Source organism: Achromobacter sp. UMC71, from assembly GCF_014170305.1.
Classification (GTDB): Bacteria; Pseudomonadota; Gammaproteobacteria; order Burkholderiales; family Burkholderiaceae_B; genus Achromobacter.
The window spans coordinates 14,747-39,439 of the sequence record NZ_LZZT01000028.1 but is presented as its reverse complement, the minus strand read 5'-3'; the positions used below and the strand labels follow the sequence as shown (position 1 = coordinate 39,439).

The window sequence follows — 24,693 nt, the reverse complement described above, 5'->3', positions numbered from 1 at the left end:
TGAGTGGGGTCGCACGGCCGCGGCAGGGATGCCGCGGCTTGGGGTCAACTTTCGTCGGTCACCATCAACTGCACCAGATCGCCGACGAAGCGGGTGATGCTGTATTGCAACGGCGCGCCGGCCTGGTCGATGTTCAGGGCTTCGACCTGCAGGATCGGGCGCGTCTTGGGCTGGCCCAGCAGCCGTGCCACCTCGGGCGAGGGCAGGGCGGCCGTGATGCGCGACCACTTGCGGGTGTAGTCGCCGATGCCGTAGTGGGCATAGACCTTGGACACCGATTTCAAGGCGCTCAGGCGGTCGGCGAAATCGGGAAAGCGCTTTTCGTCGAAATAGTGCTCGGACGCGCTGATGGGGCGGTTTTCGGCCTTGCCCACCAGTTGCACGCGCAACAGCGGGGCGGTGCGCGCCAGGCCCAGGTGCTTGGCGATGTCGGCCGCGCGCAAGGTCTGGCTGCCCAGCGTTTCCAGGTGGCCCAGCACCCCCTGGCTGCGCAGGTTTTCGGAAAAGCGCGTGCGCTTGCCGATGGCGTAGTCGATGGCGTGCTCTTGCACGAACGTGCCGCGGCCCTGTTCGATGCGCACCAGCCCGCTTTGCTCGAGTTCGCCCATGGCGCGCCGGATGGTGTGGCGGTTGACCGAGAACTTCGCGGCCAGCTCGGGCTCGGACGGCAATTGCTCGCCCGCCATATAGAGCTTGTTGCGGATGTCGTCCGCCAGCGATTCGCCGATCTGGCGCCACACGGCGATGCCGGAACCTCGTTCAACCATGGAATGTGCTCATGCTGTGATCTGTCATATCGGCTTCATCAAGAATGGCTGTGATTGTGCACCAAGCGGCGGGCGCGGGATAGGCGATGCGTTCCCGCCGCAACTGTCATCAAAAATTCACGCCAGGCTGTTGAACTTCGATCTGAACGCGATCATACTCCATCCGGTCGTCTAGACGTTTAGAGGAAATAATGGATCATCGACACACAGCGCAGGGCGAGGCCAATGCGCAGCGGGCCGCCTGGATGCGGGTGCTGGCGCTGGCCGATCCGGCCATGCTGGACGGGGCCTTCGGCTCCCTGGGCGGCCTGCCGACCCATCAGATGTTGCGGCCGGCCCAGACCGGCATGGCCATGGTGCGGGCGCGCAGCGGCGGCACCGGCGGGCGTTTCAACCTGGGCGAAATGACCGTGACACGTTGCGCCGTCAGCCTGGACAACGGCGTGGTCGGCATCGCCTACGTGCAGGGCCGGTCCCTGCGCCACGCCGAACAGGCGGCGGTGGCTGACGCGCTGCTGCAGTTGCCTGATTGGCACGACACGGTACAGGCCCAGCTGATCGAACCGCTGGCGCGCGATCGCGCGGGGCGCGTCGAAAGCCAGGCGCGCGTTGCCGCGCAGACCAAGGTCGAATTCTTCACGATGGTGCGAGGCGAGGACTGACATGCATCAGGAACACTTGAGCGCGGCGGCCGCCAGCCGCAAGCTGCTGCCCGGGTTCGCGGACCCGGTGAACGACGCGCAGGACACTTTCCGCACGGCGCTGGACGCCATGGCGCATCCGGGCCGGGTCGTCGAAACGGCCGCGGCCAGCGGTGTGCCGGCCGGACTGTCGCCGGCGCTGACGGCGCTGCTGCTGACGCTGGTCGATGTCGATACGCCGCTGTGGCTGCCTGAAGGCGTGGACAGCGGGGTGCTGGATTTCCTGCGTTTTCATTGCGCCTGCCCCATCGTGCCGTCGCCGTCACTGGCGCGCTTTGCCTGCGTGCCGGCCGGATTCGCGGCGCCCGCGCTGTCGGCCTGCCACCCTGGCGACCCGGCCTATCCCGACCTGTCCACCACGCTGCTGCTCGAAGTCGAGTCGCTGGACCAGGGCGCCGAGGCCACGCTGACCGGCCCCGGCATCCAGACCCGCCAGGCGCTGCGCGCGGCCGGGCTGCCGGAAGGCTTCTGGCGCGAATGGCGCCTGAACCATCAACGTTTTCCGCTGGGCGTCGACGTCTTCCTGACGCACGGGCGGCAACTGTGCGCGCTGCCCCGCAGCACGCGCGTGGAGAGCTGACATGTACGTGGCCGTCAAAGGTGGCGAACGCGCCATCCTCAATTCCTACCGCATGCTGGACGACTACCGGCGCGGCGACCGGGCCGTGCCCGAACTGAGCCTGGACCAGATCCGCGGCCAGATGCCGCTGGCGGTGTCGCGCGTCATGGCCGAAGGCTCGCTCTACGACCCGCAACTGGCGGCGCTGGCGCTCAAGCAGGCGGCCGGCGACGTGATCGAAGCCGTGTTCCTGTTGCGCGCCTACCGCACCACGCTGTCGCGCTATGGCTACACGCAGCCGATCGACACCGGCAACATGCGCCTGCAACGCCGCATCTCGTCCACCTTCAAGGACGTGCCCGGCGGCCAGATCCTGGGCCCGACCTACGACTACACCCAGCGCCTGCTCGATTTCTCGCTGGAAGCCGAACGCGAGGCCGACGCTTTGCCGGCCGGTGCCGAGCCACTGGACAGCGCCATGCCGCGCGTCACCGATCTGCTGGCGCACGACGACCTGATCGATGCCGAGCCCATTCCGGAAGGCGACCCCGAGCCCTTCGACCTGACCCGCCAGCCGCTGGATTTTCCGGCCTCGCGCGCCGCCCGCCTGCAGAACCTGGCGCGCGCCGACGAAGGCTTCCTGCTGTCGATGGGGTATTCCACCCAGCGCGGCTACGGCAATACGCACCCCTTCGCCGCCGAGATCCGCTACGGCTTCCTGGAAGTCGACATGCACATCGAGGAACTGGGGTTCGCGGTCACCGTCGGCGAGATCGAGATCACCGAGTGCCAGATGGTGAGCCAGTTCGCCGGCAACGGCGAAGAGGGGCCGAAGTTCACGCGCGGCTACGGCCTGACGTTCGGCTACGGCGAGCGCAAGGCCATGTCGATGGCGCTGGTGGACCGCGCGCTGAAGGCGCAGGAACTCGGCGAACGCGCTGATTCGCCGGCCAACGACCACGAATTCGTGCTGTACCACAGCGACAACGTCGAGGCGTCCGGCTTCGTGCAGCACTTGAAGCTGCCGCACTACGTTGACTTCCAGGCCAATCTTGAGCTGCTGCGGCGCATGCGCACCGAGCGCGCCGTGCCCGATTCCGCGCCTGATTCCGAGAACATCCGCCAGCTGGACGAGGCCGTTGCCCCATGAGCTCCTCCCATACCCGCAGCACCGTCGAACGCGACGACCACTACAACTTCGCCTATCTGGACGAGTCCACCAAGCGCATGCTGCGTCGCGCGCTGCTCAAGGCGGTGGCCATTCCCGGCTACCAGGTGCCGTTCGGCAGCCGCGAAATGCCGCTGCCCTACGGCTGGGGCACGGGCGGCATCCAGGTCACCGCGTCCATCATCGGCCCGGGCGACGTGCTCAAGGTCATTGACCAGGGCTCCGACGACACCACCAACGCCATCAACATCCGCCGCTTCTTCGGCCGGGTGACGGGCGTGGCGACCACCGAATCCACGCGCGACGCCAGCATCGTGCAGACCCGCCACCGCATTCCGGAAACACCGCTGGCGGCCGGGCAGATCATGGTGTTCCAGGTGCCGATCCCCGAGCCGCTGCGCTGGCTGGAACCGAGCGAAACCGAAACCCGCACCATGCACGCGCTGGCCGAATACGGCGGCATGCATGTCAAGCTGTACGAAGACATCGCGCAGCACGGCCACATCGCCACCACCTACGACTACCCCGTCATCGTCAACGACCGCTACATGATGCGGCCGTCGCCGATCCCCAAGTTCGACAACCCCAAGCTGGACAACAGCCCGGCGCTGATGCTGTTCGGCGCCGGCCGCGAAAAACGCGTCTACGCCGTGCCGCCGTACACGCGGGTCAAGAGCCTGGATTTCGAAGACCATCCGTTCACGGTGGAAAAGTGGTCGGAGTGCTGCGACGTGTGCGGCTCGCGCGACAGCTTCCTGGACGAGATCATCCTGGACGACGCCGGCACGCGCCGCTTCGTCTGCTCCGATACCGAATACTGCAACGACCGCCAGGCGCAGCAACACCCGAAAGAGGCCACCGCATGAACGCCCAACCTTTGCTTTCCGTGCGCAACATGACGCGCACCTGGGACGGCGTGCATGGCTGCCGCAACGTCAGCTTCGACCTGTTCCCGGGCGAGGTGCTGTGCGTGGTGGGCGAGTCCGGCTCCGGCAAGAGTACCTTGCTGTCGGCCGTGTCGTACCAGACCCCGCCGGAGATGGGCAGCGTCTGGTACGACACTCGCGACCAGGGCTTTACCGATCTGGCCGCGCTGCAGGGCGCGCGCTTGCGGCTGCTGTCGCGCACCGACTGGGGCTTCGTGCGCCAGAATGCGCGCGACGGCCTGCGCATGCAGGTCAGCGCGGGCGCCAACATCGCCGAGCGCCTGATGGCGGTGGGCGACCGCCACTACGGCGAACTGCGCCAGGCCGCCGGCAGCTGGCTGCAGAAGATGGAAATCGATGCCGGCCGCCTGGACGACGCGCCGTCCTCGTTTTCGGGCGGCATGCAGCAGCGCCTGCAGATCGCGCGCAATCTGGTCACCCATCCGCGCCTGGTGTTCATGGACGAACCGACCGCCTCGCTGGACGTGTCGGTGCAGGCGCGCCTGCTCGACCTGCTGCGCCAGCTGGTGACCGACCTGGGCCTGGCCGCGATCGTGGTGACGCACGACCTGGCGGTGGCGCGCCTGCTGGCGCACCGCACGCTGGTCATGCGCGGCGGCGAGGTGGTGGAAAGCGGCCTGACCGACCAGATTCTCGACGACCCGCAACATCCCTACACCCAGTTGCTGGTGTCTTCCATTTTGCAGAGCTGACCATGACTGTAGCGACTCCCATGATCGAGGTGCGGGGCCTCGGAAAGATGTTCACCCTGCATAACCAGGGTGGCATCCGCCTGCCGGTGCTGGAAGCGGTGGACTTTGACGCCGCCGCCGGTGACTGCCTGGTGCTGGCCGGCCCGTCCGGCACCGGCAAGAGCACCTTGCTGCGCTGCCTGTACGGCAACTACCTGGCCACCGAAGGCAGCATTCGCGTGCGCGCCGGAAACGACTGGGTGGAACTGGTCGGCGCGCCCGAGCAGCGTATCCTGGCGCTGCGGCGCGACGTCATCGGCTATGTCAGCCAGTTCCTGCGGGTCATTCCGCGCGTGTCGGCGCTGGACGTGGTGGCCGAGCCGCTGCGCATGGCCGGGGTGGATGCCGACGAGGCCCGCACCCGCGCCGCCGCTTTGCTGCGGCGCCTGAACGTGCCGCAACGCCTGTGGGGCCTGGCGCCGGCCACGTTCTCGGGCGGCGAGCAGCAGCGGGTCAATATCGCCCGTGGCTTCATCGCGCAGCATCCGATCCTGCTGCTGGACGAACCGACCGCCTCGCTGGACGCCGACAACCGCGCCGTGGTGGTGGAACTGATCCGCGAAGCGCGCGCCGCCGGGCGCTGCCTGCTGGGCATCTTCCACGACGCCGAAGTGCGCGACGCGGTGGCGACCCAGGTCCTGGCCTTGCGCCCCGCGCAGGCCGCCGTCGAATTGGAGTGACCATGCCCAGTACCTACCTGACCCATGCCCGCGTCGTGCTGCCGGACCGCGTGCTGGAAGACAGCGCCGTCCTCATCGACGACGGCGTGATCGTGGCGATCGCGCCGGACGGCGCCCGCGCCGGCCACGAAATCGACCTGCGCGGCCAGACGCTGGTGCCGGGCCTGATCGACCTGCATTGCGACGCCATCGAGAAAGAAGCCGAGCCGCGCTCCAAGGTGCTGTTTCCGCTGGATTTCGCGGTGGCGCAGGTCGACCGCCGCAATGCCGCGGCCGGCATCACCACGCCCTATCACGCGCTGTCGTTCGCCAACAGCGAATGGGGCGTGCGCAACAACGACACCGCCGCCCAGGTGGTGCGCAGCGTGCGCGCGTTTCGCCAGCACAGCCTGGTCGACAACCGGGTGCATTGCCGCTACGAAGTCACCGACGCCACCTCGCTGCCGGTGCTGCAGGCGCTGATGGATGAAGGCGCGGTCGACCTGCTGTCGGTGATGGACCATTCGCCGGGGCAGGGCCAGTTCAAGACGCTGGAGTCGTACCTGCAATACATGATCGGCAACCACGCCATGAGCCGCGAGCAGGCCGAAGAGGCCGCGCGCGCCAAGACCCGTTCCAAGGACGGCGCGGTGCAGCGCGTGGAAACGCTGCTGGCGCATGCCCACGGCCTGGGCATTCCCACCGCCAGCCATGACGACGATTCTATCCATCGCATCGCCACCATGCGCAACTTGGGCGTGTCGATGAGCGAATTCCCGATCACGCTGGACACGGCCCGCGCGGCGGTGTCTTGCGGCTTGCCTACCATCCTGGGCGCGCCGAACGTGCTGCGCGGCAAAAGCCAGAGCGGCTCGATGCGCGCGATTGACGCGATCCGCGCGGGGGTGGCCAGTTGCCTGTGCTCGGACTACCAGCCATCCACGCTGATCGCCGCGGCATTAGCCGTGGCGGCGCAGACCGACCTGACGCTGCCGCAGGCCATCGCGTTGGTAACGGCCAATCCGGCCGACGCCTGCGGCCTGTTCGACCGCGGCCGCATCGCGGTGGGCCTGCGCGCCGACTTGGTGGCCGTTGCGCAGGTCGGGGCGTTGCCCCTGATCAGCCATGCGTGGAGCGCCGGCCGGCTGGTATTCTCGACCCACTACCCCGCCGGCCTGGCACAGGCGCCCGCTGTTGAACCGCGCGGCCTGGTGGCAGCCTGACCTGGCAAGGAGACGCCTGATGGGTGCGATCGTGACCGCCGTGGCCGCCAGTCCGGGCCATGGCTTTTCCAAGGTGGTGCAGCCCGACATCGTGCTGCTGCAGGGGCTGGGCGTGCAGGGCGACGCCCATGCGGGCGTCACCGTGAAGCACCGTTCGCGCGTCCGGGCCGACCCGACGCAGCCCAATCTGCGCCAGGTCCACCTGATCCATGGCGAACTGCACGATGCATTGCAGGCCGCCGGGTTCAACGTAGCCGAAGGCACCCTGGGCGAAAACATCACTACCCGTGGGTTGGATCTGCTGGGCTTGCCGCGCGATGCCTGCCTGCACATCGGGCCACAGGCGGTGCTGAGGATTACCGGACTGCGCAATCCGTGTGCGCAGCTGGATCACTACCAGAAGGGCTTGACCGCAGCAGTGCTGGGGCGTGATGCGGCCGGCAACCTGGTGCGCAAGGCCGGCATCATGGCCGTCGTGTTGCAGGGGGGGCCGGTCCGGGCGGGCGATGCGATCCGGGTGGAATTGCCCGACTTGCCGCACTTTCCGCTGGAACGCGTCTGACATCCCTGCCAGGATCGGGGTGTTTTGCGCCCGCGCAGGGCTTGTGTGCAAAAACACCGCCACCGGGCAAGCGGCCGACGCGCGCATCTGGTTAAATGGGCGGATGACGACGCAGCCACGGTTTGCGCGGCTCGTCTCCCCTTTTTCCGGAGCGCGCGATGGCACGATTCAATTTCACCCAAGACCCCGAAGAACCCGATCTCTGGGCGGCGGAGAACGTGCCGGTCGGCGACGGCCGCCCGCCTATCCACGTCATGATCCAGACCGACGGCGAAGAGCCCGACAGCGGCGCTTCGAAAGTGGTCAAGGGCATCATCGACAACCTCGATGACCACGTCCTGGCCGCCGCCGAATTCCTGCTCGACAACTACTCGTACGAGCACTGCAAGAAGCTGGGCATCGAAGACGACCAGCTGCTGGCCGAGGAAACCGCCGAAGCCATGGCCGAAAAGGCCGTGCTGCGCGCGCTGTGGCTGTTCGACGAAGACGGCGACGGCTATGAACTCTGGTTCACGCTGCCCTGGGACCCGGTCCACACCTACGACGTGGAATTCGAGGACGGCTCACCCGTCTCGTGCTCGGTCAACGACTAAGCCTTGCAACGCCCCGCTAGCGGGGCGTTTTCTTTTGGGCATCGCGGTCTGACGGCGGTGTCTGCTAGCGCGCCAGCTCAAACCGGGTGGCGCGGGCCTCGCCCAGCGACTCGTCGTAGCGATACAGCAGCTTCAAGGGCTTGCCCTTGCGCACGGCCGACGGGTCGACGTTGTCCAGCGCCACGTCGATCTGGCGATCGACGAATTCGGTGCAGTCGGTGTCGGCGCGTGCGCCGTCGGGAATATCCGCCGCCTTCACATTCAAGCGGAACAGCACGTGCGACACCTCGGTGCCGTCGGTGCGGTATTGGCGCATCTGTTCGGGAAGGGTGGCGACGATGCCGGACAGGTCGCAGGAAATGCGGGTCCAGGCGTGAGCGGGGGGCAGCGCTGCCATCAGTGCCGCCGCCGCGAGCGCGGTGCGCAAGCGTAGAGATTTCATGGCATGGGTAATGGGCGCGGTGTGCCAGGCGCGATGTCCAGCGCGACACCCGTTGCACGCCGCCCGTTGCTCGTCGCCTGTTGCACGTCGCCCTTAATGGGCCAAGGGGCTTCTATGTTGCGCCGGGCGCGGCGCACGGTCAAGAAACGGAAACGGGCGCCGCATCATGATGCGGCGCCCGTTTCCAATTTCAGGAATGCGTCAGCGCGACGCGTCCGTTCAGGCGTCGCGCGTCGCGGCCTGGCCGGGTTGCGAGGCACTGCCGGCCGGCTGGCCGATGTCGGCCTTGGGCGTCAAGTCTTCCTCGTTGCCTTCCATCTTGGCGATGACGGCGGTGGCCAGGCTGTTGCCGACCACGTTGGTGGCCGTGCGGCCCATGTCGAAGAACTGGTCGATGCCCATGATCAGCAGCAGGCCGGCTTCGGGCAGGTGGAACATCGGCAGCGTGGCCGCCACCACCACCAGCGAGGCGCGCGCCACGCCGGCCATGCCCTTGCTGGTCACCATCAGCACCAGCAGCAGCGTGAGCTGCTGCGAGAAGCTCATCTGGATGTTGTAGGCCTGCGCGATGAACAGCACCGCGAAGGACTGGTACATCATCGAGCCGTCCAGGTTGAACGAATAGCCCAGCGGCAGCACGAAGCCCGAGATGCGCTTGGATACGCCGAAACGCTCCAGCGCTTCGATGGTCTTGGGGTAGGCCGATTCGCTGCTGGCGGTCGAGAACGCCAGCAGGGTGGGTTCCTTGATCAGGCCGCCCAGGCGGAAGGTGGCGCGGCCCAGGAACAGGTAGCCCACGCCGAACAGGATGGCCCACAGCAGCGCCAGGCCCAGGTAGAACTCGCCGATCAGCTTGCCGTAGCTGACCAGCACGCCCAGGCCTTCGGTGGTGATGGCCGCGGCCATGGCGGCGAACACGCCCAGCGGCGCGAAGCGCATGACGTAGTCGGTCACGCGGAACATGATCTTGGCGAGCTCGTCGATCATGTTGTAGATGGTGTTGTGCCCCTTGCCGCGGATGAATGACAACGCCGCGCCGAAGAACAGCGAGAACACCAGGATCTGCAGGATCTCGTTGTTCGCCATGGCTTCGGCGATGCTCTTGGGGAACACGTGCGCGATGAACGCTTTCAGGGTGAAGTCGCCCGTCTTCAGGCCGGCGGTGGCGGCGGCATCGGGCAGCGCCAGGTTCAGGTGCGCGCCGGGCTGGAAGATGTTGACCAGCGCCAGGCCCAGCAGCAGCGAGATGGCCGAGGCGGCGATGAACCAGAACATGGCGCGCAGGCCGATGCGGCCGACGGCGCTGGCATCGCTCATGCTGGCCAGGCCGGACACGAGGGTGGCGAACACCAGGGGTGCGATGATCATCTTGATCATGCGCAGGAAGATGTCCGTGATCAGGCTGAAGTACGAGGCAATTTCCTTTGCCTCTTGCGCGTTCTGCGCGTACTTATTGCAGAAATAGCCCACCACGACGCCCAGCACCATGGCGATGCCGATGTAACGCGTCAGCTTCTTAGTATTCATCTTCTAAAACGGAAAACAGGGACCATATCGATCGGCGCAAAGGCCTTACCCGCCGGCACGGGGCGGGGCGAATCGGTCCAATGACGGATATGCCGGGGGCAACCGAAGCGTCGCGGGTTAACCCTTGGGGCGCGATGTTAACGCCGTGAACCTGACAGTTAGTTGTCAGCTTGGGGACGGGTCAGGTCGGTCCGCCTGGCGCGCCCACGGCATGACAAAATGGCTGCTCCCAGGTTCGCCGCCAGCCGGCGAGCCGCCGAAAACAAGCGGAGCCGGACAGGCGCCGCCACCGATATAGGGAGACAAAGCCATGCCGAAACGCGAATTGTCCGTCCTGGCCTCCGGGTACACCTACCTGGAAGGGCTGCGCTGGCACGACGGGCGCTTGTGGGCGTCGGATTTCTATACGGGCCAGGTGATCGCCGTCGACCTGCAGGGCCGGGTCGAGGTGATCTGCCGTGTGCTGCAGCAGCCCTCGGGCCTGGGCTGGCTGCCCGACGGCCGCCTGCTGATCTCGTCCATGAAAGACCGCAAGCTGCTGCGGCGCGAGCCGGACGGCACGCTCACGCAGCACGCCGATCTGTCCGCCCTGACCGGCGGCCCGATCAACGACCTGGTGGTGGATGACCAGGGCCGGGCCTACGTGGGCAATTTCGGCTTTGACCTGATGGCCGGCGAACCTGTCGCCACCACCACCCTGGTGCGGGTGGATACGGACGGGGTTGCCCAGGTGGTGGCGGACGGGCTGTGCTTTCCCAACGGTTCGTTCATCACGCCGGACGGCAAGACCTTGATCGTCAACGAGACTTTCGGCAACCGCATCTCGGAATTCGACATCCTGGCCAATGGCGCCCTGGGGCCGCGGCGCGACTGGGCCAATTTCGGCGCCTTGCCCGAATCCGACGACCTGTCGGTGCTGATCGGCGCCTCGGCCATCGGCCCGGACGGCGGGGCGCTGGACGCCGAGGGCGCCCTGTGGGTGGCGGACGCCATCGGCAAGCGCATCGTGCGGCTGGCGCGCGGCGGCAAGATCCTGGAACAGATCGACACGGGCGAACTCGGCATCTTCGCCGCGGCCCTGGGCGGCCCGGACGGCAAGACCCTGTTCATGGCCGCGGCGCCGGATTTCATCGAAGCCAACCGCCGTGCCAAACCCGAAGGCCGGATCCTGGTGACTGAGGTGGACGTGCCGCACGCGGGACGCCCCTAGTGCAGTGCAGTCCCGCCGGGGCAGGGTAAGGGCCGGGCCCGGGGCAATCGCTACTGCATCGCCAACCAGGCTTCTGCATCGTTATCCACGGTGGCCAGTCTGGTCGCGACGGTGGCGGCCAGCCTTGGCATAGTGCGTGGTCTTATCTATAAGTCTTAAGTATCAAATATTGATGCTTAGAATCCCAAAAAAATAATGCGATAAGGCATCCGGCCGCGCAACGCGGCCGGCGCCAGGGGGTTCCCGGCAACGGGACGCCGCCTCAATTGCGGTTTGGCCGGCCGCTGAGCGCGCGCGCCGCCGAAACCGCCAGCGAGCTGAAACGCTGGGAAAAGGACTCCAGCGTCCATTCCGCCAGCAAGCCGGAAATGTGGATCGCTGCCAGCGGGCGGCCGCTGTGGTCGACCACGGCGCTGGCCAGCACGATCTCGCCCACCATGCTTTCTTCCATGCAGAGGGCATAACCCTGTACCCGCGCCTCGCGCACCCGCAGGCGGATGAGGTCGGGATCGGTGATGGTCTTTGGAGTCAGCGGCCGTAGGTCGCTGCGCGCCAGGATGTCGTCGACCTCGGCGTCGGGCAGGTACGACATGATCGCGCGGCCGCCTGAAGACGAGAAGGTCGGCATGCGCCGGCCAACCAGCGTGGCATAGAAGGTCTGGCGCTTGGTCTGGCGGCGCAACGCGTAGACGATGGTCAAGTCATCGAACAGGCTCAGGTCGACCCGTTCGCCGCACTCCTGTTGCAGCTGCTCCAGGATCGGGGTGGCGCGCTCGAGCAGTGGATGGCCGCGCAGGAAGTCGAAGGTGCGATCCAGGATCTTCTTGCCGAGTACGTAGCCGCGCTGGTTGTTGCCGCGTTCGAGGTAACCCAGCGCCACCAGTGTGTGCAGCATGCGCTGGGTCGAGCTGCGATCCAGTCCTGACAGCTCTGTCAGTTCGTTCAGGCTAAGTGGGCCCGGGTGGTTGGAAAAAGCCTCGAGGATGCCGAAGCCTTTCGCCAGGGATTGGTTGAACCGGGTCTCGGTCGTGGCCATGTCGATCTACTCCATTTTCTTGGTCTTGGTGTCGGTGCGGGGCGCGCGCGCGTCGCCACGGGGCGCTGGCTACGCACTGTAGCGGCTTCCGTTTGCGGCCAGGCTAGGGAAATTACCCATGTTTTGCGTATTGCCCCGCGCTTTCGTGAACTCTATCATGACAAATATAGATATCTAAGTATCAATAATTGATACTTAAGATTTTAAATCGCCATATCCAACAAGGGGAGTGCAATGACCGCCGTCGCAGCAGCCAGCCTGAGTCAGGACCAGATCGCCGAAGCCGTATGCAGGCTTCGCCAGTACATGACCGATACGTTGACGGGATTCGTGCAGTGCCGCAGCCTGCCCGGCGAGGAAATGTCTGCCGCCCGGTTCCTGGAGGACGCGCTGGCGGACCTGGGGTTGGCCTCCGAGCGCATCGCGTTACGGACCGAGGAACTCAAGGACCTGCCGCTGTATTCGCCGGCTTGCTGCCCCGATGGCGGCCGCTACAACGTGCTGGCGCGCCACGAGCCGCGCGCCGCGGGCGGACGCGCCGTGCTGTTCAACGGCCACCTCGACGTGGTGCCGACCGGTCCGCACGAACTGTGGGACCCGGCGCCGTTCGACGGTGAATTACGTGATGGCTGGCTGTATGGCCGGGGCGCGGGCGATATGAAGGCCGGCATCGTCTGCGCGCTGGCGGCGTTCAAGGCCCTGCAGGACTTGGGGGTGCAGCCCGCCGGCGCGGTGGGTTTCAACGGCGTGCTGGAAGAGGAAAACACCGGCAACGGTACCCTTGCCACGGTTTCGGCGCTGCAAAGCGCGATCGCCGCGGCCAAGCTCAGCGCCTTCGATGCGGTCGTCATTCCCGAGCCCACGCACGAGCGCATGATGAGCGCCCAACTCGGCGTGTTCTGGATGTATGTGGACATAGTGGGCCGGCCCGCGCACGCCGCCTACATGACGACGGGCGTCAATCCGGTGGAGACCGGATTGCGCATCGTCGAGGCGATGAAACAGCTCGAACATGAATGGAACCTGCCGGAAAACCGCCACCCGGCCTACCGCGAACATGCGCATCCCATCAATTTCAACCTCGGGCAGATCCACGCGGGCGACTGGAATTCGTCGGTGCCCAGCGTGTGCACGCTGGGCATGCGCATCGCCTGCTACCCGGACATGTCGATCGACACCGCTAAGCAGCGGGTGCAGGCATGCATCCGCGCAGTCGAGGCCGGGCTGACCGACAGCGACGTGCGCATCGACATCCGCTACGAAGGGTTTCACGCGCCGGGCTGCGAGTACGACCTGGATGTGCCCGCGATGCAATTGCTGGCCGACGCCCACCGCCGCGTGACTGGCGAGCCCCCGCAGCCAACGGCCCTGACCGCGACCACCGACGGCCGCCACTTCCGGCTGATGATGGATGTGCCGGTGACCTGTTACGGCCCTCAGGTGAAAAACGTGCACGGATTCAACGAATGCGTGTCGGTGGACAGCATGGTGCGCGTCGCCACCTCGCTGGCACTCTTCATCAACGACTGGTGCGGCGTCGAGCCGCGGCAAGCCTGAGCCCGTACGCGCTCCAGCTCCTTTTTACGGATTCCTGCCATGACCTTTTCCCACGCCCTGCGCGTCCTGGCGCGCTGCGCCCTGGCTGCGGCCAGCCTGTTGCCCTTTGCTTCCTTCCCGTCGCATGCCGCCGAAACCCCGCAATACGGCGGAGTGCTGACGGCCATCCTGAGCCCCGAGCCGCCAACCCTGAACGTGGCGGTGCAGCAGGTCGCCAGCACGCAACTGGTGGCCGGCAAGATCTTCGAAAGCCTGCTGACGTATTCCTTTGACCTGAAGCCCCAGCCCGGCCTGGCCCGGTCGTGGGAGGTGTCGCCGGATCGCCTGACCTACACCTTCCACCTGCAGCCTCAGGTGCAATGGCACGATGGCAAGCCGTTCTCGTCCGATGACGTGGTGTTCACGTACACCAAGGTACTGGCCAACACACCGCGCACGCGCACCTTGATGGCCAATGTGCAGGAGGTCTCGGCGCCGGACGCGCAGACCGTGGTGTTCAAGCTGAAGCAGCCGTACTCTGCCTTCCTGTATGCGTTTGACATCGGCGGCGGCGCGATCCTGCCCAAGCACCTGTACGACGGCGATACGCCGATCGGGCAGAACCCGCACAACAATGCGCCGATCGGCACCGGCCCGTTCAAGTTCAAGCGCTGGGAACGCGGGTCCTACATCGAGTTGGTCAGGAACGAACACTACTGGAAGGCGGGGCGTCCTTACCTGGACGGCATCACCTACCGCGTGATTCCCGACTCGGCTTCGCGCCGCGTGGCGCTGGAGCAGGGCACCGTGATGCAGGCTTGGCTGCAGGACATTGAGCCTGTGGATCTGGCGCGCGTGGCCAAGCTGCCCAACATCACGCAGACTCACAAAGGGTATGAGTACTGGTCGACCATGCAGTGGATCGAGCTGAACGGCGGCCGTCCGCCCTTTTCGGACAAGCGCTTCCGCCAGGCCTTGATGTACGGCATCAACCGCCAGTTCATTGCCGACAAGATCATGTTCGGCACGGGCACGGTCGCCACCGGCCCCATCCACCACAACACGCGTTTCTACGACGCCAACGTCAAACCGTATCCCTACGACCCGAAAAAGGCCGTCGCACTGCTGGACGAGATGGGCCTGAAGCCAGACGCCAAAGGCGTGCGCGCCACGGTTGGCCTGATTCCGCTGCCCTATGGTGAGATGCCGCGCCGCGTGGCCGAATACATCAAGCAGAACCTGGCCAAGATCGGCGTGGCCGTGACGCTGGAGAACACCGACGTCGGCGGCTGGACCAGCCGCGTGGGCAACTGGGATTTCGATATGGGCGCCAACGGGGTCTTCCAGTATGGAGATCCGGCCATCGGCGTGTCCCGCACCTACTTGGGCAGCAACATCAAGAAGGGGCTGATGTTCACCAATACGTCGCAGTACAACAACCCCAAGGTCGATGAGCTGTTCAACGCCGCCGCGACTGCCGCCACCGACGAAGAGCGCCAGAAGCTCTACAGCGAGGTGCAACGCATCCTGGTGGAAGATGTGCCGGTGCTGTGGCTGGCCGACACCAACTATTCGACCCTGCTGAACAAGCGCGTGCATGACGCCGTGACCACGGCGCTTGGCGTGGTGGATACGCAGAGCGACACTTGGCTGTCCAAAGAATGAAGAAGATTGCCAAGTTCCTGGCGAACCGGGTGGTCAAGAGCGTCCTGGTTCTGCTGATGATCGCGCTCTTCAACTTCTTTCTGGTGCGGGCCGCCCCGGGCGACCCGGCCGAGATCCTGGCGGGCCAATCGGGGGCGGTCGATGCCGAGTTCATCGCCAAGCTGCGGCAGGAATTCGGGCTGGACAAGCCGATTCCGGTGCAGTTGGGCCACTACCTGAAGAACGTCGCCACGTTAGACCTGGGCTATTCCTATCGGCAGCAGGCGCCGGTATCGAGCCTGATCCTGCAGCACCTGCCGGCGACCTTGCTGCTGACCTTGTCGGCCTTCGCTTTCGCGCTGCTGGCGGGAGTCAGTCTGGGTACCCAGGCAGCCCTGCGGGTGGGCAAATGGGGTGATACCGTCATCACGACCCTGTCGATGCTGGCCTACGCCACGCCGCTGTTCTGGGTCGGCTTGATGCTGGTTCTGCTGTTTTCGGTGAACCTGGAATGGTTACCCGCGTTCGGCTACGAAAGCGTCGGCGCCAATCTCTCCGGTCTGGCCCGCGTGGCGGACGTGGCCAGGCACCTGCTGCTGCCGGCATTGACCCTGGGCATGTTCTACATGGCGGTCTACGCGCGGTTGACGCGCGCCTCGATCCTGGAAATCAGCCAGCTGGACTTCGTCAAGACCGCGCGTGCCAAGGGCTTGTCCGAGCGCACGGTAATCGTGCGCCACGTGCTGCGCAACGCGCTGCTGCCGGTCATCACCTACGCCGGCATCCAGGCCGGCGGGCTGATTGGCGGGTCGCTGCTGGTGGAGACTGTCTTCGCCTGGCCCGGCATCGGCCGGCTGGCGTTCGATGCGCTGATCCAGCGCGACTACAGCGTGCTGCTTGGCGTGTTCTTCATGGCCTCCCTGATCGTGGTCGTGGTCAACCTCGTCACCGACATCCTGTACACGGTGGCGGACCCCAGGATCGAACTCAAATGAAAACCTTCATGCAATCGTTCTGCCGCAACAAGGGCGGCATCATGGGCCTGATCGTGCTGGCATTGGTGACGCTGGTGGCCATCGCCGCAAGCTGGATCTTTCCGGACAGCCCTTGGGACATCACCAACGGCCCCTTCATGCCGCCGTTGTCCGACGGCGCCTTGCTGGGCACCGATACGCTGGGCCGCGACATCGCCACCGGTATCGCTTATGGCTCGCGTATCACGCTGGTGCTGGCTGCGGTGTCCACGGCAGTCTCCATTCTGCTGGGCATCACGGTCGGCGCTCTGGCCGGTTTCTATGGCGGACGGGTGGACCAGGCCATCGTCGGTTTCATCGAGCTGTTCCAGACCATTCCCAGCTTTTTCCTGGCGGTGGTGCTGGTGGCCATCCTGACGCCCAACATGGCCACGGTGATCTTCGCCATCGCGGTGGTCTCGTGGCCGCCGCTGGCGCGACTCGTGCGGGCGGAGTTCATGAGCCTGAAAAACCGCGAGTTCGTGCAGGCGGCGATGCTGTCGGGGCAGTCCAATCTGCGCATCATTCTGACGCAGATCCTGCCGAACAGCCTGTCACCCGTGATTGTGTCGGGGTCCCTGATGATTGCCAGTTCCATCCTGCTGGAATCGGCGCTGAGCTTCCTGGGCCTAGGCGATCCCAATGCGATGACTTGGGGCTACATCATCGGCGCCTCGCGCAGCGTGTTGCGCGATGCCTGGTGGATGAGCGTGTTTCCGGGCTTGGCGATCCTGTTGACCGTGCTGTCGCTCAACCTTATCGGTGAAGCGCTGAACGACGCACTCAATCCCAAACTGGCCCGCAGGAGGACGACGTGATGAGCGCGCTGCTTGAAATCCGTGATCTCAATGTGACCGCCGCCCATGACGGGCCGACGGTGGTGCAGGGCGTGTCCTACACCGTGAACCGCAACGAGATCCTGTGCGTGGTGGGCGAATCGGGCTCGGGCAAGTCGGTTACGGCCCACGCCATCATGGGTCTGTTGCCAGCGGATCAACTGCGCGTCACGCGGGGCCAGATCCTGTATGGCGGGCGCGACCTGGTCGGTCTGTCGGCCACGGACTGGCATGGCTTGCGCGGCCGTTGCTTCGGCATGGTGTTCCAGGAGCCGATGACGGCGCTCAACCCCATCATGCGGGTGGGGCGCCAGGTCGACGAGGTTCTGGAACGGCATACCAACCTGAGCGCCGGCGCCCGCCGCCAGCGGGTGCTGGAACTGTTCGGGCAGGTGCTGCTGCCCGATCCGCAGGGCATGTACGAGGCCTTTCCGTTCCAGCTGTCCGGCGGCCAGCGCCAGCGCGTCGTCATCGCGATGGCGCTGGCGCTGGAGCCGGACGTCCTGATCGCCGATGAGCCGACCACGGCGCTGGATGTCACCACGCAGGCGCAGATCCTGGACCTCATCAAGGACATCCAGCGTCGCATGGGCATCGGCGTCATCTTCATCACCCACGATTTTGGCGTGGTGGCCGACATCGCCGATCGCATCGTGGTGATGCGCAAGGGCGAAGTGGTGGAGGCCGGGGCGGCCGATGACATTCTGAACCGGCCGCAGCATCCCTACACCCGCCAATTGATCGCTGCGGTCCCGCACAAGCCCGAGGGCAAGGACGCGGCCGCACCCGCGCCGCCGCTGATGACCGTGGCCAACCTGTGCAAGACCTTTGCCACCGGCGGGCGCCGGGTCGAGGCGCTGCGCGACATTTCGCTGGAGATCCGCCAAGGCGAGACCCTGGGGCTGGTGGGGGAGTCCGGCTCGGGTAAGTCGACGCTGGGACGCACCCTGATCGGCCTGATCTCGCCCGACAGCGGTAGCGTGCGGATGGCAGGCCGCGAATTGGTGGGCATGGCGCCCCGCGATTTCCGCCCCTACCGGCGCCAGATCCAGATGGTGTTTCAGGACCCGTACGCATCGCTCAACCCGCGCCACCGGGTCATCGAGGCCGTGGCGCAGGGGCCGATCGCCTTCGGCGAGAGCCGCAAGACCGCGCTGCGCGAGGCCCGGGAACTGCTGGAACTGGTGGGCCTGGGCGGTGACGCCGGAGAGCGCTATCCGCACCAGTTCTCGGGCGGGCAGCGCCAGCGGGTCGGCATCGCCCGCGCGCTGGCGCTCAAGCCGCGCTTGCTGGTGGCGGACGAGGCGGTGTCGGCGCTGGACGTGTCGATTCAGGCGCAGGTGCTGGACTTGCTCAAGACGGTCAGCGGCCAGTTCGGCCTGTCGGTGCTGTTCATCACCCACGACCTGCGCGTCGCGGCGCAGATTTGCGACCGCATCGCCGTGATGCGGCAGGGGCAACTGGTGGAGCTGGACCGCGCCGCCACGATTTTCTACCACCCGCAACATGAATATACGCGCCGCCTGATCGACTCGGTGCCGGGCAAGGCCTGGAACAAACCCGAGCTGGCGGCGCTGTCGGACCCCTCAACCCGGAGCAAGCAGTATGCGTGACAACGAGTATCAGAGGCTGGACGGACTGGCGCTGGCCGACCTGCTGGCGCGAGGCGAAGTCAGCGCCGAAGACCTCATGGCCTGCGCGATCAGACTGGCGAGCGAGCGTGCGCCCGCGCTCAACGCGCTGTGCTACGAGCGCTATGAGGAATCGCTGGCGGTGGCGCGCGCGTGGCGCCAGGCGGGTACGTTCCGTGCGATTCCCTTTTTGCTGAAGGACTCCGGGCTGGCGCATACACGCTTTCCGTCCAGCCTGGGCTCGCGCCTGCTGAACGACACCGCCTACGTCCGCAACGCTACCCTGGCCGACCGTTTCGAGGCGGCCGGCCTGATTCCCTTCGCGCGCACCACGGTGCCGGAATTCTGCATGGCGCCCACCACCGAGGCGCAGCGAAACGGCGGACCCACCCGCAACCCCTGGGACCCGACCCGTTCTTCCGGCGGTTCCAGCGGCGGCGCGGCGGCGGCGGTGGCCGCGGGCATCGTGCCACTGGCTCATGGTAGCGATGGCGGGGGGTCGATCCGTATCCCCGCCGCGGCTTGTGGCGTCTATGGTCTGAAAGTGTCGCGCGGACGCGTGCCGATGGGGCCGTCGCGGGGCGAAGGCTGGGGCGGCCTGGCGACCGATGGCGTGCTGTCGCGCTCGGTGCGCGACACGGCTGCGGCGCTGGACGCCATCGCAGCGCCCGAGCCGGGTGCTCCCTACGCGGCGCCGGCGGCGCCGGCTTCCTATCTGCAACGGCTGTCCGATCCGCCGCGCAAGCGGCGCATCGTCGTCTGGCGCAGCGCCTGGAGTGGCGTGCCGGTGGCACCCGAATGCGTCGCGGCGGTGGAGCGGGCGGCCGCGCTGTGCCGGGAACTCGGGCACGAGGTGGTCGAGGGCGCCCCCCCCGACATCGAGTACGAGGCGTTCGTGCTGGCGCACGCCAATGTGCTGGCCGGCAATATCGTGCTGTCGGTGGACACCCGCCTGGGCATTACCGGCCAGCCGCTGCACGACCAGGACCTGGAGCCGGTGTTGCGCCAAGGCTATGACTACGGCAAGGCGCTGCCGGCGGCGCAGTACATCGCCAGCGTCAACCGTTTTCATGCCATCGGCCGCATCCTGGACGGCTATATGGCGGGTTATGACGCCATACTGTCACCGTCACTGACCCAGTTGCCGTTGAAACTGGGCGAACTTTCCACCGCCAGCGGCACTTTCCTGGATTTCCGCCGCAAGGTCGCCACCTACGGTACGTTCGCGGCGGCGTTCAACGCGTCCGGGCAACCGGCCGCCAGCCTGCCGCTGGTCTGGACCGAGGCTGGCCTGCCGGTCGGGGTGCAGGTGGTGGGCCGCTATGGCCGTGAAGATGTCGTGCTGGCCCTGTCGGCCCAACTGGAGGCGGCCCAGCCGTGGGCCGGACGGATCGCCGTCCCCCGGATGGCTTAGGGGTCGGCGGGAAAGATGGGGGCTGCTTCGGCCTTTCCCCGTGTCGGGGGAGGGCGGGAGCTCCTTCCAAGGGGGGAGGACCGGCGCGCTGGGCGCCGGCGGCATCGGCTGAAGGGATAGGATACCTGCGGTTTCAAGACCTTTCTTCGATTCCCCCGTAAAATCTCGCCATTCGGCTCGATTTCAACCATCTTTCAATCCACAGTACCTAAGGAGGACCACTCATGGCCCTAGTCTCCATGCGCCAGTTGCTCGACCACGCCGCCGAGCACGGCTACGGCATTCCGGCTTTCAACGTCAATAACCTGGAACAGGTTCAGGCCATCATGGAAGCCGCGGCGGAGACCGACAGCCCGGTGATCATGCAGGCCTCGGCCGGCGCCCGCAAGTACGCCGGCGAAGGCTTCCTGAAGCACCTGATCCAGGCCGCCGTGGAGTCCTACCCGCACATTCCCGTGGTCATGCACCAGGATCACGGCCAGTCGCCCAAGGTCTGCCAAGGCGCCATCGACCTGGGCTTCTCCAGCGTCATGATGGACGGTTCGCTCAAGGAAGACGGCAAGACCATCGCCGACTACGACTACAACGTCGACGTCACCAAGAAGGTCGTGGACATCGCCCACAAGCTGGGCGTCACGGTTGAAGGCGAACTGGGCTGCCTGGGCTCGCTGGAAACCATGGAAGGCGACAAGGAAGACGGCCACGGCGCCGACGGCAAGCTGACCATGGACCAGCTGTTGACCGACCCGGAACAAGCCGCCGACTTCGTGCGCCGCACCCAGCTGGACGCCCTGGCCATCGCCATCGGCACCAGCCACGGCGCTTACAAGTTCACGCGCAAGCCCACCGGCGACATCCTGTCGATCGCCCGCATCAAGGAAATCCACGCCCGTCTGCCCAACACCCACCTGGTGATGCACGGCAGCTCCAGCGTGCCGCAGGAACTGCTGGCCGAAATCCGCGAATTCGGCGGCAACATGAAGGAAACCTACGGCGTGCCCGTCGAGGAAATCCAGGAAGCCATCAAGTACGGCGTGCGCAAGATCAATATCGACACCGATATCCGTCTGGCCATGACCGGCGCGATCCGCCGCTTCTTCGCCGAGAACCCCGAGAAGTTCGACCCGCGCGAATATCTGAAGCCGGCCCGCGCCGCCGCCAAGGCAATCTGTGTGGCTCGCTATACGGAATTCGGCACCGCCGGCAACGCCAGCAAGATCAAGGCCCTGCCGCTGACCGACATCGCCGCCCAGTACGCGTCGGGCAAGCTCGCCCAGGTGGTGCAGTAAGCCGTCAGCCGCCCCGGCGGGTGGCCCTTCTGGGCTGGCCAGCCGGGCTGGCAGCGCGACAAAAAAAGCGGGCCCGCAGGGGCCCGTTTTTTTTCCGCCGCCCTAGGCGGGAGGCGCGTTCTTGGGGAAGTGGGGCACGGCTTTGTCCACGTGGTGCCAGGACGGCGCCGAATCGGTCCACAGGCTGACACGGGTATGGAAGGCCTCGGGGTCGTCCAGGGAACCGGCCCGCACCACCTCATAGGTCGTGGTGTCGGAGCCGCCGAACAGCGGCGTGCCGCAGTCCGCACAGAAGCTGCGCATCACGGTGCGGCCCGAGTCGCTTTTGTAGCGGTGTTCGCGCGCCTTGCCGCGCAGCAGGATGACGGAGCCGGCCGGGAACATCAGCGCGTGGGCCGGCGCGCCGCCGCTGGAATACTGGCAATCGCGGCAATGACAGGTGGCCGCCATGATGGGCTCATCGGTCACCGCATAGCGCACGGCCCCGCACTGGCAGCCGCCGGTCAGGTGGACCTGCGCGTCGGCATGGGACGCGCGTTTTAGGGATGCATCCTGCATACGACTTTGTCTCCTCCAGGTGAAAAGGGGGCGCCGTGACGAGCGGCCTCGGCCGGCGCATATATTGGAATGCAGCCAGACTAACCCGGGGTCCGCGCCCCGGCAAGACAGACCTATTTGCAGTAACCTATGCGCTTTCTTGCGCCCTCATTTTTTGCCATAGGCCATTTTTCCCGTGACTTCTGCTTTGCATCAATCCAGCATCACGTCCTTGCCGCTGCTGGGCCGCGGTAAGGTCCGCGACATGTACGCCGTGGGCGACGACAAGCTGCTGATCGTCGCCTCGGACCGCATCTCGGCGTTCGACGTCATTCTTGACGATCCCATCCCCGGCAAGGGGCAGGTGCTGACCGAACTGACCGAGTTCTGGCTGCAGAAGCTGGCCCACATCCTGCCGAACCACTCCACCGGCGTGAAGCCCGAAGACGTGGTCGCGCCCAACGAGATCGACCAGGTGCGCGGCCGCGCCGTGGTGGTCAAGCGCCTCAAGCCCATCCTGGTCGAAGCGGTGGCCCGCGGCTACCTGATCGGTTCCGGCTGGAAGGACTACCAGGCCACCGGCGCCGTCTGCGGCATCAAGCTGCCCGCCGGCCTGCAACAGGCCAGCCAGTTGCCCGAGCCCATCTTCACGCCCGCCGCCAAGGCCGAATTCGGCATGCACGACGAAAACGTGGATTTCGCCCACGTGGTCAAGGAAGTCGGCCAGGAAATGGCGGAACGCATCCGTGATGTGACGCTCAAGCTGTACGCAGAAGCCGCCAGGTTCGCCGCTACCAAGGGCATCATCATCGCCGACACCAAGTTCGAGTTCGGTCTGGACGACGATGGCACGCTCTACTTGATGGACGAAGTGCTGACCCCGGATTCCTCGCGTTTCTGGCCGGCCGACGGCTACCGCGTGGGTATCAGCCCGCCGTCGTTCGATAAGCAGTTCGTGCGCGACTGGCTCGAAACCCAGACCTGGGACAAGACCCCGCCCGCGCCGCGCCTGCCCCAGGACGTGCTGGAAAAAACCGCCGCAAAGTACCGCGAAGCGCTGGATCGCCTGATCGCCTGAGGCCTGGGCCTTCCCTGAAAAAACCGCTCATATCCGAGCGGTTTTTTTTCGCCTGGCGAGCCCAGTGACCTCGGGAAATCCCCAGGTTTTGGTAAGAATTATTGCTTATTGTTACGCTATACTCGCCGGCACATTGCATCAGGAAGCTGGCGGCGCGGCCGCGCGGCTTTCCCTTTAGCCAACTTGCCGGGCGCGGCCCGCAGCCGCCGCGAGGGCGTATCGCCCACCGGATGTAGAAAGGAGCTGCGCATGATAATGATGTTGCCTTTCCTGACCGGATTGGCCGCGGTGTGGTTCGGCATGATCGGCAAGCGCCGCCCCTGCGTCGCCTTCTGGCTGATCACCCTGCTGGTCTTCGCCATCTGGTGCCAGTTCCACATGACCAGCCCCCTGGCGCTCTCGCTCTAGGGACGGCCATGATTTTTTCCCGCAATCCCGCGCGCGGCTCGCGCATTCTCAATGGCCTGGCCCTGCTGGGCGTGACAGCCATCCTGTGCCTGGCGTTCGTCTGGCAATTCACCTATGACGAGCTGCCGTGCCCGCTTTGCCTGCTGCAGCGGGTGGCCCTGGTGCTGGCCGGGGTGGGGCTGATGCTGAATATGCGGCTGGGCCCGTCGCCCATGCACTACGCCATGACGATCGCTGCCTCGCTGGGCGGCATGGTGGCAGCGGGCCGCCAGGTGCTGTTGCACATTGCGCCGGGCGATCCCGGCTACGGCACGCCCTTCCTGGGGCTGCATTTCTATACCTGGGCGTTCATCGTCTTCAGCGTCCTGGTCGTGTTCTGCGTGGTGATGCTGTCGGCCGACCGCAAGTGGGGCGACAACGTGCTCAAGCGGCCGGTCTCGGCGTTGGGCGTGCTGGTCATGGCCCTGTTTTTCATCATGGTGCTGGGCAACCTGGGCAGTACCACGCTGCAGTGCGGTTTCGGGCCTTGCCCGGACAATCCCACGACCTATCTCTGGCTGGGTTCCGCCAGTCCGCCGTAAGGGTGTTGCCGGCGCCGGGTAAAATACCGGGTTTCGCGGTTTCGCCGCGGTAATCCAACTCTTTGACACCGGTTATGACAGCCAAGACTTCCGCAGCGGCAGAGGCCACCCCCGTGGTGGGCGTGATTATGGGTTCTTCCAGCGATTGGGAGGTCATGAAGCACGCGGTCACCATGCTTGAAGACTTCGGCGTGCCCTATGAGGCGCGCGTGATCTCCGCGCACCGCATGCCGCAGGACATGGCCGAATACGGCGCCGCGGCGTTTGATCGCGGCCTGCGCGGCATCATCGCCGGCGCGGGCGGCGCGGCCCACCTGCCGGGCATGATGGCGGCCCTGACCGAAGTGCCGGTGTTCGGCGTGCCGGTGCCGTCCAAGTACCTGCGCGGCGAAGACTCGCTGCTGTCCATCGTGCAGATGCCCAAGGGCGTGCCGGTGGCCACCTTCGCCATCGGCGAAGCCGGGGCCGCCAATGCCGCCTTGCACCTGATCGCCACGCTGGCGGGCACCGACGCGGGCCTGCACAAGAAACTGGTGGCGTTCCGCGCGCGCCAGACGCAGGCCGCGCGCGATATGAAGGTTCCGCCCGAGGCCTGATCCGA

26 protein-coding genes are annotated in these 24,693 nt (G+C 66.1%); 21 read left to right on the top strand and 5 right to left on the bottom strand.

Annotated features, from left to right (window positions below; translation table 11 throughout):
- Positions 1–44: 44 nt before the first annotated feature.
- Positions 45–767: a phosphonate metabolism transcriptional regulator PhnF gene (gene phnF / locus A9974_RS12845; protein WP_183004476.1), complete on the bottom strand. Its 723-nt coding sequence runs from the start codon at positions 765–767 to the stop codon at positions 45–47.
- A gap of 191 nt (positions 768–958) precedes the next feature.
- Here phnF and phnG point away from each other — a divergent pair, with 191 nt between their 5' ends.
- From phnG to A9974_RS12800, 9 genes are all read left to right on the top strand, one after another.
- Positions 959–1,429: a phosphonate C-P lyase system protein PhnG gene (gene phnG / locus A9974_RS12840; RefSeq protein WP_183004475.1), complete on the top strand. Its 471-nt coding sequence runs from the start codon at positions 959–961 to the stop codon at positions 1,427–1,429.
- A gap of 1 nt (position 1,430) precedes the next feature.
- Positions 1,431–2,048 carry a phosphonate C-P lyase system protein PhnH gene (gene phnH / locus A9974_RS12835; RefSeq protein WP_183004474.1) on the top strand — a complete coding sequence of 206 codons (618 nt, stop codon included), beginning with the start codon at positions 1,431–1,433 and terminating at the stop codon, positions 2,046–2,048.
- 1 nt (position 2,049) lies between these two features.
- Positions 2,050–3,177 carry a carbon-phosphorus lyase complex subunit PhnI gene (locus A9974_RS12830; RefSeq protein WP_183004473.1) on the top strand — a complete coding sequence of 376 codons (1,128 nt, stop codon included), beginning with the start codon at positions 2,050–2,052 and terminating at the stop codon, positions 3,175–3,177.
- Entirely contained in the window at positions 3,174–4,061 is an 888-nt protein-coding gene (locus A9974_RS12825) for an alpha-D-ribose 1-methylphosphonate 5-phosphate C-P-lyase PhnJ (protein ID WP_183004472.1), read from the top strand. Before A9974_RS12830 ends, A9974_RS12825 begins: the two co-directional genes overlap by 4 nt.
- A complete protein-coding gene (phnK, locus tag A9974_RS12820; RefSeq protein WP_183004471.1) occupies positions 4,058–4,834 on the top strand; it encodes a phosphonate C-P lyase system protein PhnK in 777 nt (258 codons plus the stop codon). The genes A9974_RS12825 and phnK overlap by 4 nt, the downstream gene beginning before the upstream one ends.
- Positions 4,835–4,836: 2 nt before the next feature.
- Positions 4,837–5,553: a phosphonate C-P lyase system protein PhnL gene (gene phnL / locus A9974_RS12815; RefSeq protein ID WP_183004470.1), complete on the top strand. Its 717-nt coding sequence runs from the start codon at positions 4,837–4,839 to the stop codon at positions 5,551–5,553.
- A gap of 2 nt (positions 5,554–5,555) precedes the next feature.
- Positions 5,556–6,755 (top strand): alpha-D-ribose 1-methylphosphonate 5-triphosphate diphosphatase, encoded by a 1,200-nt coding sequence (locus tag A9974_RS12810; RefSeq protein ID WP_183004469.1) that lies wholly within the window; start codon positions 5,556–5,558, stop codon positions 6,753–6,755.
- A 19-nt stretch (positions 6,756–6,774) separates the two neighbouring features.
- Entirely contained in the window at positions 6,775–7,317 is a 543-nt protein-coding gene (locus tag A9974_RS12805) for an MOSC domain-containing protein (protein ID WP_183004468.1), read from the top strand.
- A gap of 158 nt (positions 7,318–7,475) precedes the next feature.
- Entirely contained in the window at positions 7,476–7,910 is a 435-nt protein-coding gene (locus A9974_RS12800; RefSeq protein WP_183004467.1) for a hypothetical protein, read from the top strand.
- Between the two features lie 64 nt (positions 7,911–7,974).
- On the opposite strand, the gene A9974_RS12795 is transcribed toward A9974_RS12800, so the two are convergent.
- Both A9974_RS12795 and A9974_RS12790 read right to left on the bottom strand, forming a co-directional pair.
- Positions 7,975–8,307 (bottom strand): hypothetical protein, encoded by a 333-nt coding sequence (locus A9974_RS12795; protein ID WP_255468148.1) that lies wholly within the window; start codon positions 8,305–8,307, stop codon positions 7,975–7,977.
- Between the two features lie 264 nt (positions 8,308–8,571).
- The gene (locus A9974_RS12790) at positions 8,572–9,879 is read right to left on the bottom strand and encodes a dicarboxylate/amino acid:cation symporter (protein ID WP_183004465.1); all 1,308 of its coding nucleotides are present in this window, start codon (positions 9,877–9,879) and stop codon (positions 8,572–8,574) included.
- Between the two features lie 310 nt (positions 9,880–10,189).
- On the opposite strand from A9974_RS12790, the gene A9974_RS12785 reads away from it, so the two are divergent.
- On the top strand, positions 10,190–11,089 hold the full coding sequence (locus A9974_RS12785; RefSeq protein WP_183004464.1) for an SMP-30/gluconolactonase/LRE family protein: 900 nt from the start codon (positions 10,190–10,192) through the stop codon (positions 11,087–11,089).
- A 262-nt stretch (positions 11,090–11,351) separates the two neighbouring features.
- Here the strand turns inward: A9974_RS12785 and A9974_RS12780 are convergent, their stop codons facing one another.
- Positions 11,352–12,125, bottom strand: a complete 774-nt coding sequence (locus tag A9974_RS12780) for an IclR family transcriptional regulator (protein WP_183004463.1) — start codon at positions 12,123–12,125, stop codon at positions 11,352–11,354.
- Between the two features lie 234 nt (positions 12,126–12,359).
- Between A9974_RS12780 and A9974_RS12775 the strand changes: the two genes are divergently transcribed.
- From A9974_RS12775 to fba, 7 genes are all read left to right on the top strand, one after another.
- Complete coding sequence (locus A9974_RS12775) at positions 12,360–13,682, top strand: ArgE/DapE family deacylase (protein WP_183004462.1); 1,323 nt, start codon at positions 12,360–12,362, stop codon at positions 13,680–13,682.
- Positions 13,683–13,721: 39 nt separating this feature from the next.
- Positions 13,722–15,326, top strand: coding sequence for an ABC transporter substrate-binding protein (locus tag A9974_RS12770; RefSeq protein ID WP_183004461.1), 1,605 nt, complete (start codon positions 13,722–13,724; stop codon positions 15,324–15,326).
- On the top strand, positions 15,323–16,300 hold the full coding sequence (locus A9974_RS12765; RefSeq protein ID WP_183004460.1) for an ABC transporter permease: 978 nt from the start codon (positions 15,323–15,325) through the stop codon (positions 16,298–16,300). The genes A9974_RS12770 and A9974_RS12765 overlap by 4 nt, the downstream gene beginning before the upstream one ends.
- On the top strand, positions 16,297–17,136 hold the full coding sequence (locus tag A9974_RS12760; protein WP_183004459.1) for an ABC transporter permease: 840 nt from the start codon (positions 16,297–16,299) through the stop codon (positions 17,134–17,136). The genes A9974_RS12765 and A9974_RS12760 overlap by 4 nt, the downstream gene beginning before the upstream one ends.
- Positions 17,136–18,767 (top strand): ABC transporter ATP-binding protein, encoded by a 1,632-nt coding sequence (locus tag A9974_RS12755; protein WP_183004458.1) that lies wholly within the window; start codon positions 17,136–17,138, stop codon positions 18,765–18,767. The genes A9974_RS12760 and A9974_RS12755 overlap by 1 nt, the downstream gene beginning before the upstream one ends.
- Positions 18,760–20,199 carry an amidase gene (locus A9974_RS12750; RefSeq protein ID WP_183004457.1) on the top strand — a complete coding sequence of 480 codons (1,440 nt, stop codon included), beginning with the start codon at positions 18,760–18,762 and terminating at the stop codon, positions 20,197–20,199. Before A9974_RS12755 ends, A9974_RS12750 begins: the two co-directional genes overlap by 8 nt.
- Before the next feature lie 224 nt (positions 20,200–20,423).
- Positions 20,424–21,488 carry a class II fructose-bisphosphate aldolase gene (gene fba, locus A9974_RS12745; RefSeq protein ID WP_183004456.1) on the top strand — a complete coding sequence of 355 codons (1,065 nt, stop codon included), beginning with the start codon at positions 20,424–20,426 and terminating at the stop codon, positions 21,486–21,488.
- 102 nt (positions 21,489–21,590) lie between these two features.
- Here the strand turns inward: fba and A9974_RS12740 are convergent, their stop codons facing one another.
- Positions 21,591–22,046, bottom strand: coding sequence for a GFA family protein (locus A9974_RS12740; RefSeq protein ID WP_183004455.1), 456 nt, complete (start codon positions 22,044–22,046; stop codon positions 21,591–21,593).
- 175 nt (positions 22,047–22,221) lie between these two features.
- On the opposite strand from A9974_RS12740, the gene A9974_RS12735 reads away from it, so the two are divergent.
- From A9974_RS12735 to purE, 4 genes are all read left to right on the top strand, one after another.
- Entirely contained in the window at positions 22,222–23,103 is an 882-nt protein-coding gene (locus A9974_RS12735) for a phosphoribosylaminoimidazolesuccinocarboxamide synthase (protein WP_183004454.1), read from the top strand.
- Positions 23,104–23,352: 249 nt separating this feature from the next.
- Positions 23,353–23,511 carry a DUF5993 family protein gene (locus A9974_RS12730; protein ID WP_183004453.1) on the top strand — a complete coding sequence of 53 codons (159 nt, stop codon included), beginning with the start codon at positions 23,353–23,355 and terminating at the stop codon, positions 23,509–23,511.
- Positions 23,512–23,519: 8 nt separating this feature from the next.
- Positions 23,520–24,092 (top strand): disulfide bond formation protein B, encoded by a 573-nt coding sequence (locus A9974_RS12725; RefSeq protein WP_183004452.1) that lies wholly within the window; start codon positions 23,520–23,522, stop codon positions 24,090–24,092.
- Positions 24,093–24,166: 74 nt separating this feature from the next.
- Complete coding sequence (purE, locus tag A9974_RS12720) at positions 24,167–24,688, top strand: 5-(carboxyamino)imidazole ribonucleotide mutase (RefSeq protein ID WP_183004451.1); 522 nt, start codon at positions 24,167–24,169, stop codon at positions 24,686–24,688.
- Positions 24,689–24,693 lie beyond the last annotated feature (5 nt).

What these genes read in the sequence shown, in the direction of transcription:
- phnF (WP_183004476.1), bottom strand. Translation starts at nt 767, where the DNA reads ATGGTTGAACGAGGTTCCGGCATCGCCGTGTGGCGCCAGATCGGCGAA.
- phnG (WP_183004475.1), top strand. Translation starts at nt 959, where the DNA reads ATGGATCATCGACACACAGCGCAGGGCGAGGCCAATGCGCAGCGGGCC.
- phnH (WP_183004474.1), top strand. Translation starts at nt 1,431, where the DNA reads ATGCATCAGGAACACTTGAGCGCGGCGGCCGCCAGCCGCAAGCTGCTG.
- A9974_RS12830 (WP_183004473.1), top strand. Translation starts at nt 2,050, where the DNA reads ATGTACGTGGCCGTCAAAGGTGGCGAACGCGCCATCCTCAATTCCTAC.
- A9974_RS12825 (WP_183004472.1), top strand. Translation starts at nt 3,174, where the DNA reads ATGAGCTCCTCCCATACCCGCAGCACCGTCGAACGCGACGACCACTAC.
- phnK (WP_183004471.1), top strand. Translation starts at nt 4,058, where the DNA reads ATGAACGCCCAACCTTTGCTTTCCGTGCGCAACATGACGCGCACCTGG.
- phnL (WP_183004470.1), top strand. Translation starts at nt 4,837, where the DNA reads ATGACTGTAGCGACTCCCATGATCGAGGTGCGGGGCCTCGGAAAGATG.
- A9974_RS12810 (WP_183004469.1), top strand. Translation starts at nt 5,556, where the DNA reads ATGCCCAGTACCTACCTGACCCATGCCCGCGTCGTGCTGCCGGACCGC.
- A9974_RS12805 (WP_183004468.1), top strand. Translation starts at nt 6,775, where the DNA reads ATGGGTGCGATCGTGACCGCCGTGGCCGCCAGTCCGGGCCATGGCTTT.
- A9974_RS12800 (WP_183004467.1), top strand. Translation starts at nt 7,476, where the DNA reads ATGGCACGATTCAATTTCACCCAAGACCCCGAAGAACCCGATCTCTGG.
- A9974_RS12795 (WP_255468148.1), bottom strand. Translation starts at nt 8,307, where the DNA reads ATGGCAGCGCTGCCCCCCGCTCACGCCTGGACCCGCATTTCCTGCGAC.
- A9974_RS12790 (WP_183004465.1), bottom strand. Translation starts at nt 9,879, where the DNA reads ATGAATACTAAGAAGCTGACGCGTTACATCGGCATCGCCATGGTGCTG.
- A9974_RS12785 (WP_183004464.1), top strand. Translation starts at nt 10,190, where the DNA reads ATGCCGAAACGCGAATTGTCCGTCCTGGCCTCCGGGTACACCTACCTG.
- A9974_RS12780 (WP_183004463.1), bottom strand. Translation starts at nt 12,125, where the DNA reads ATGGCCACGACCGAGACCCGGTTCAACCAATCCCTGGCGAAAGGCTTC.
- A9974_RS12775 (WP_183004462.1), top strand. Translation starts at nt 12,360, where the DNA reads ATGACCGCCGTCGCAGCAGCCAGCCTGAGTCAGGACCAGATCGCCGAA.
- A9974_RS12770 (WP_183004461.1), top strand. Translation starts at nt 13,722, where the DNA reads ATGACCTTTTCCCACGCCCTGCGCGTCCTGGCGCGCTGCGCCCTGGCT.
- A9974_RS12765 (WP_183004460.1), top strand. Translation starts at nt 15,323, where the DNA reads ATGAAGAAGATTGCCAAGTTCCTGGCGAACCGGGTGGTCAAGAGCGTC.
- A9974_RS12760 (WP_183004459.1), top strand. Translation starts at nt 16,297, where the DNA reads ATGAAAACCTTCATGCAATCGTTCTGCCGCAACAAGGGCGGCATCATG.
- A9974_RS12755 (WP_183004458.1), top strand. Translation starts at nt 17,136, where the DNA reads ATGAGCGCGCTGCTTGAAATCCGTGATCTCAATGTGACCGCCGCCCAT.
- A9974_RS12750 (WP_183004457.1), top strand. Translation starts at nt 18,760, where the DNA reads ATGCGTGACAACGAGTATCAGAGGCTGGACGGACTGGCGCTGGCCGAC.
- fba (WP_183004456.1), top strand. Translation starts at nt 20,424, where the DNA reads ATGGCCCTAGTCTCCATGCGCCAGTTGCTCGACCACGCCGCCGAGCAC.
- A9974_RS12740 (WP_183004455.1), bottom strand. Translation starts at nt 22,046, where the DNA reads ATGCAGGATGCATCCCTAAAACGCGCGTCCCATGCCGACGCGCAGGTC.
- A9974_RS12730 (WP_183004453.1), top strand. Translation starts at nt 23,353, where the DNA reads ATGATAATGATGTTGCCTTTCCTGACCGGATTGGCCGCGGTGTGGTTC.
- A9974_RS12725 (WP_183004452.1), top strand. Translation starts at nt 23,520, where the DNA reads ATGATTTTTTCCCGCAATCCCGCGCGCGGCTCGCGCATTCTCAATGGC.
- purE (WP_183004451.1), top strand. Translation starts at nt 24,167, where the DNA reads ATGACAGCCAAGACTTCCGCAGCGGCAGAGGCCACCCCCGTGGTGGGC.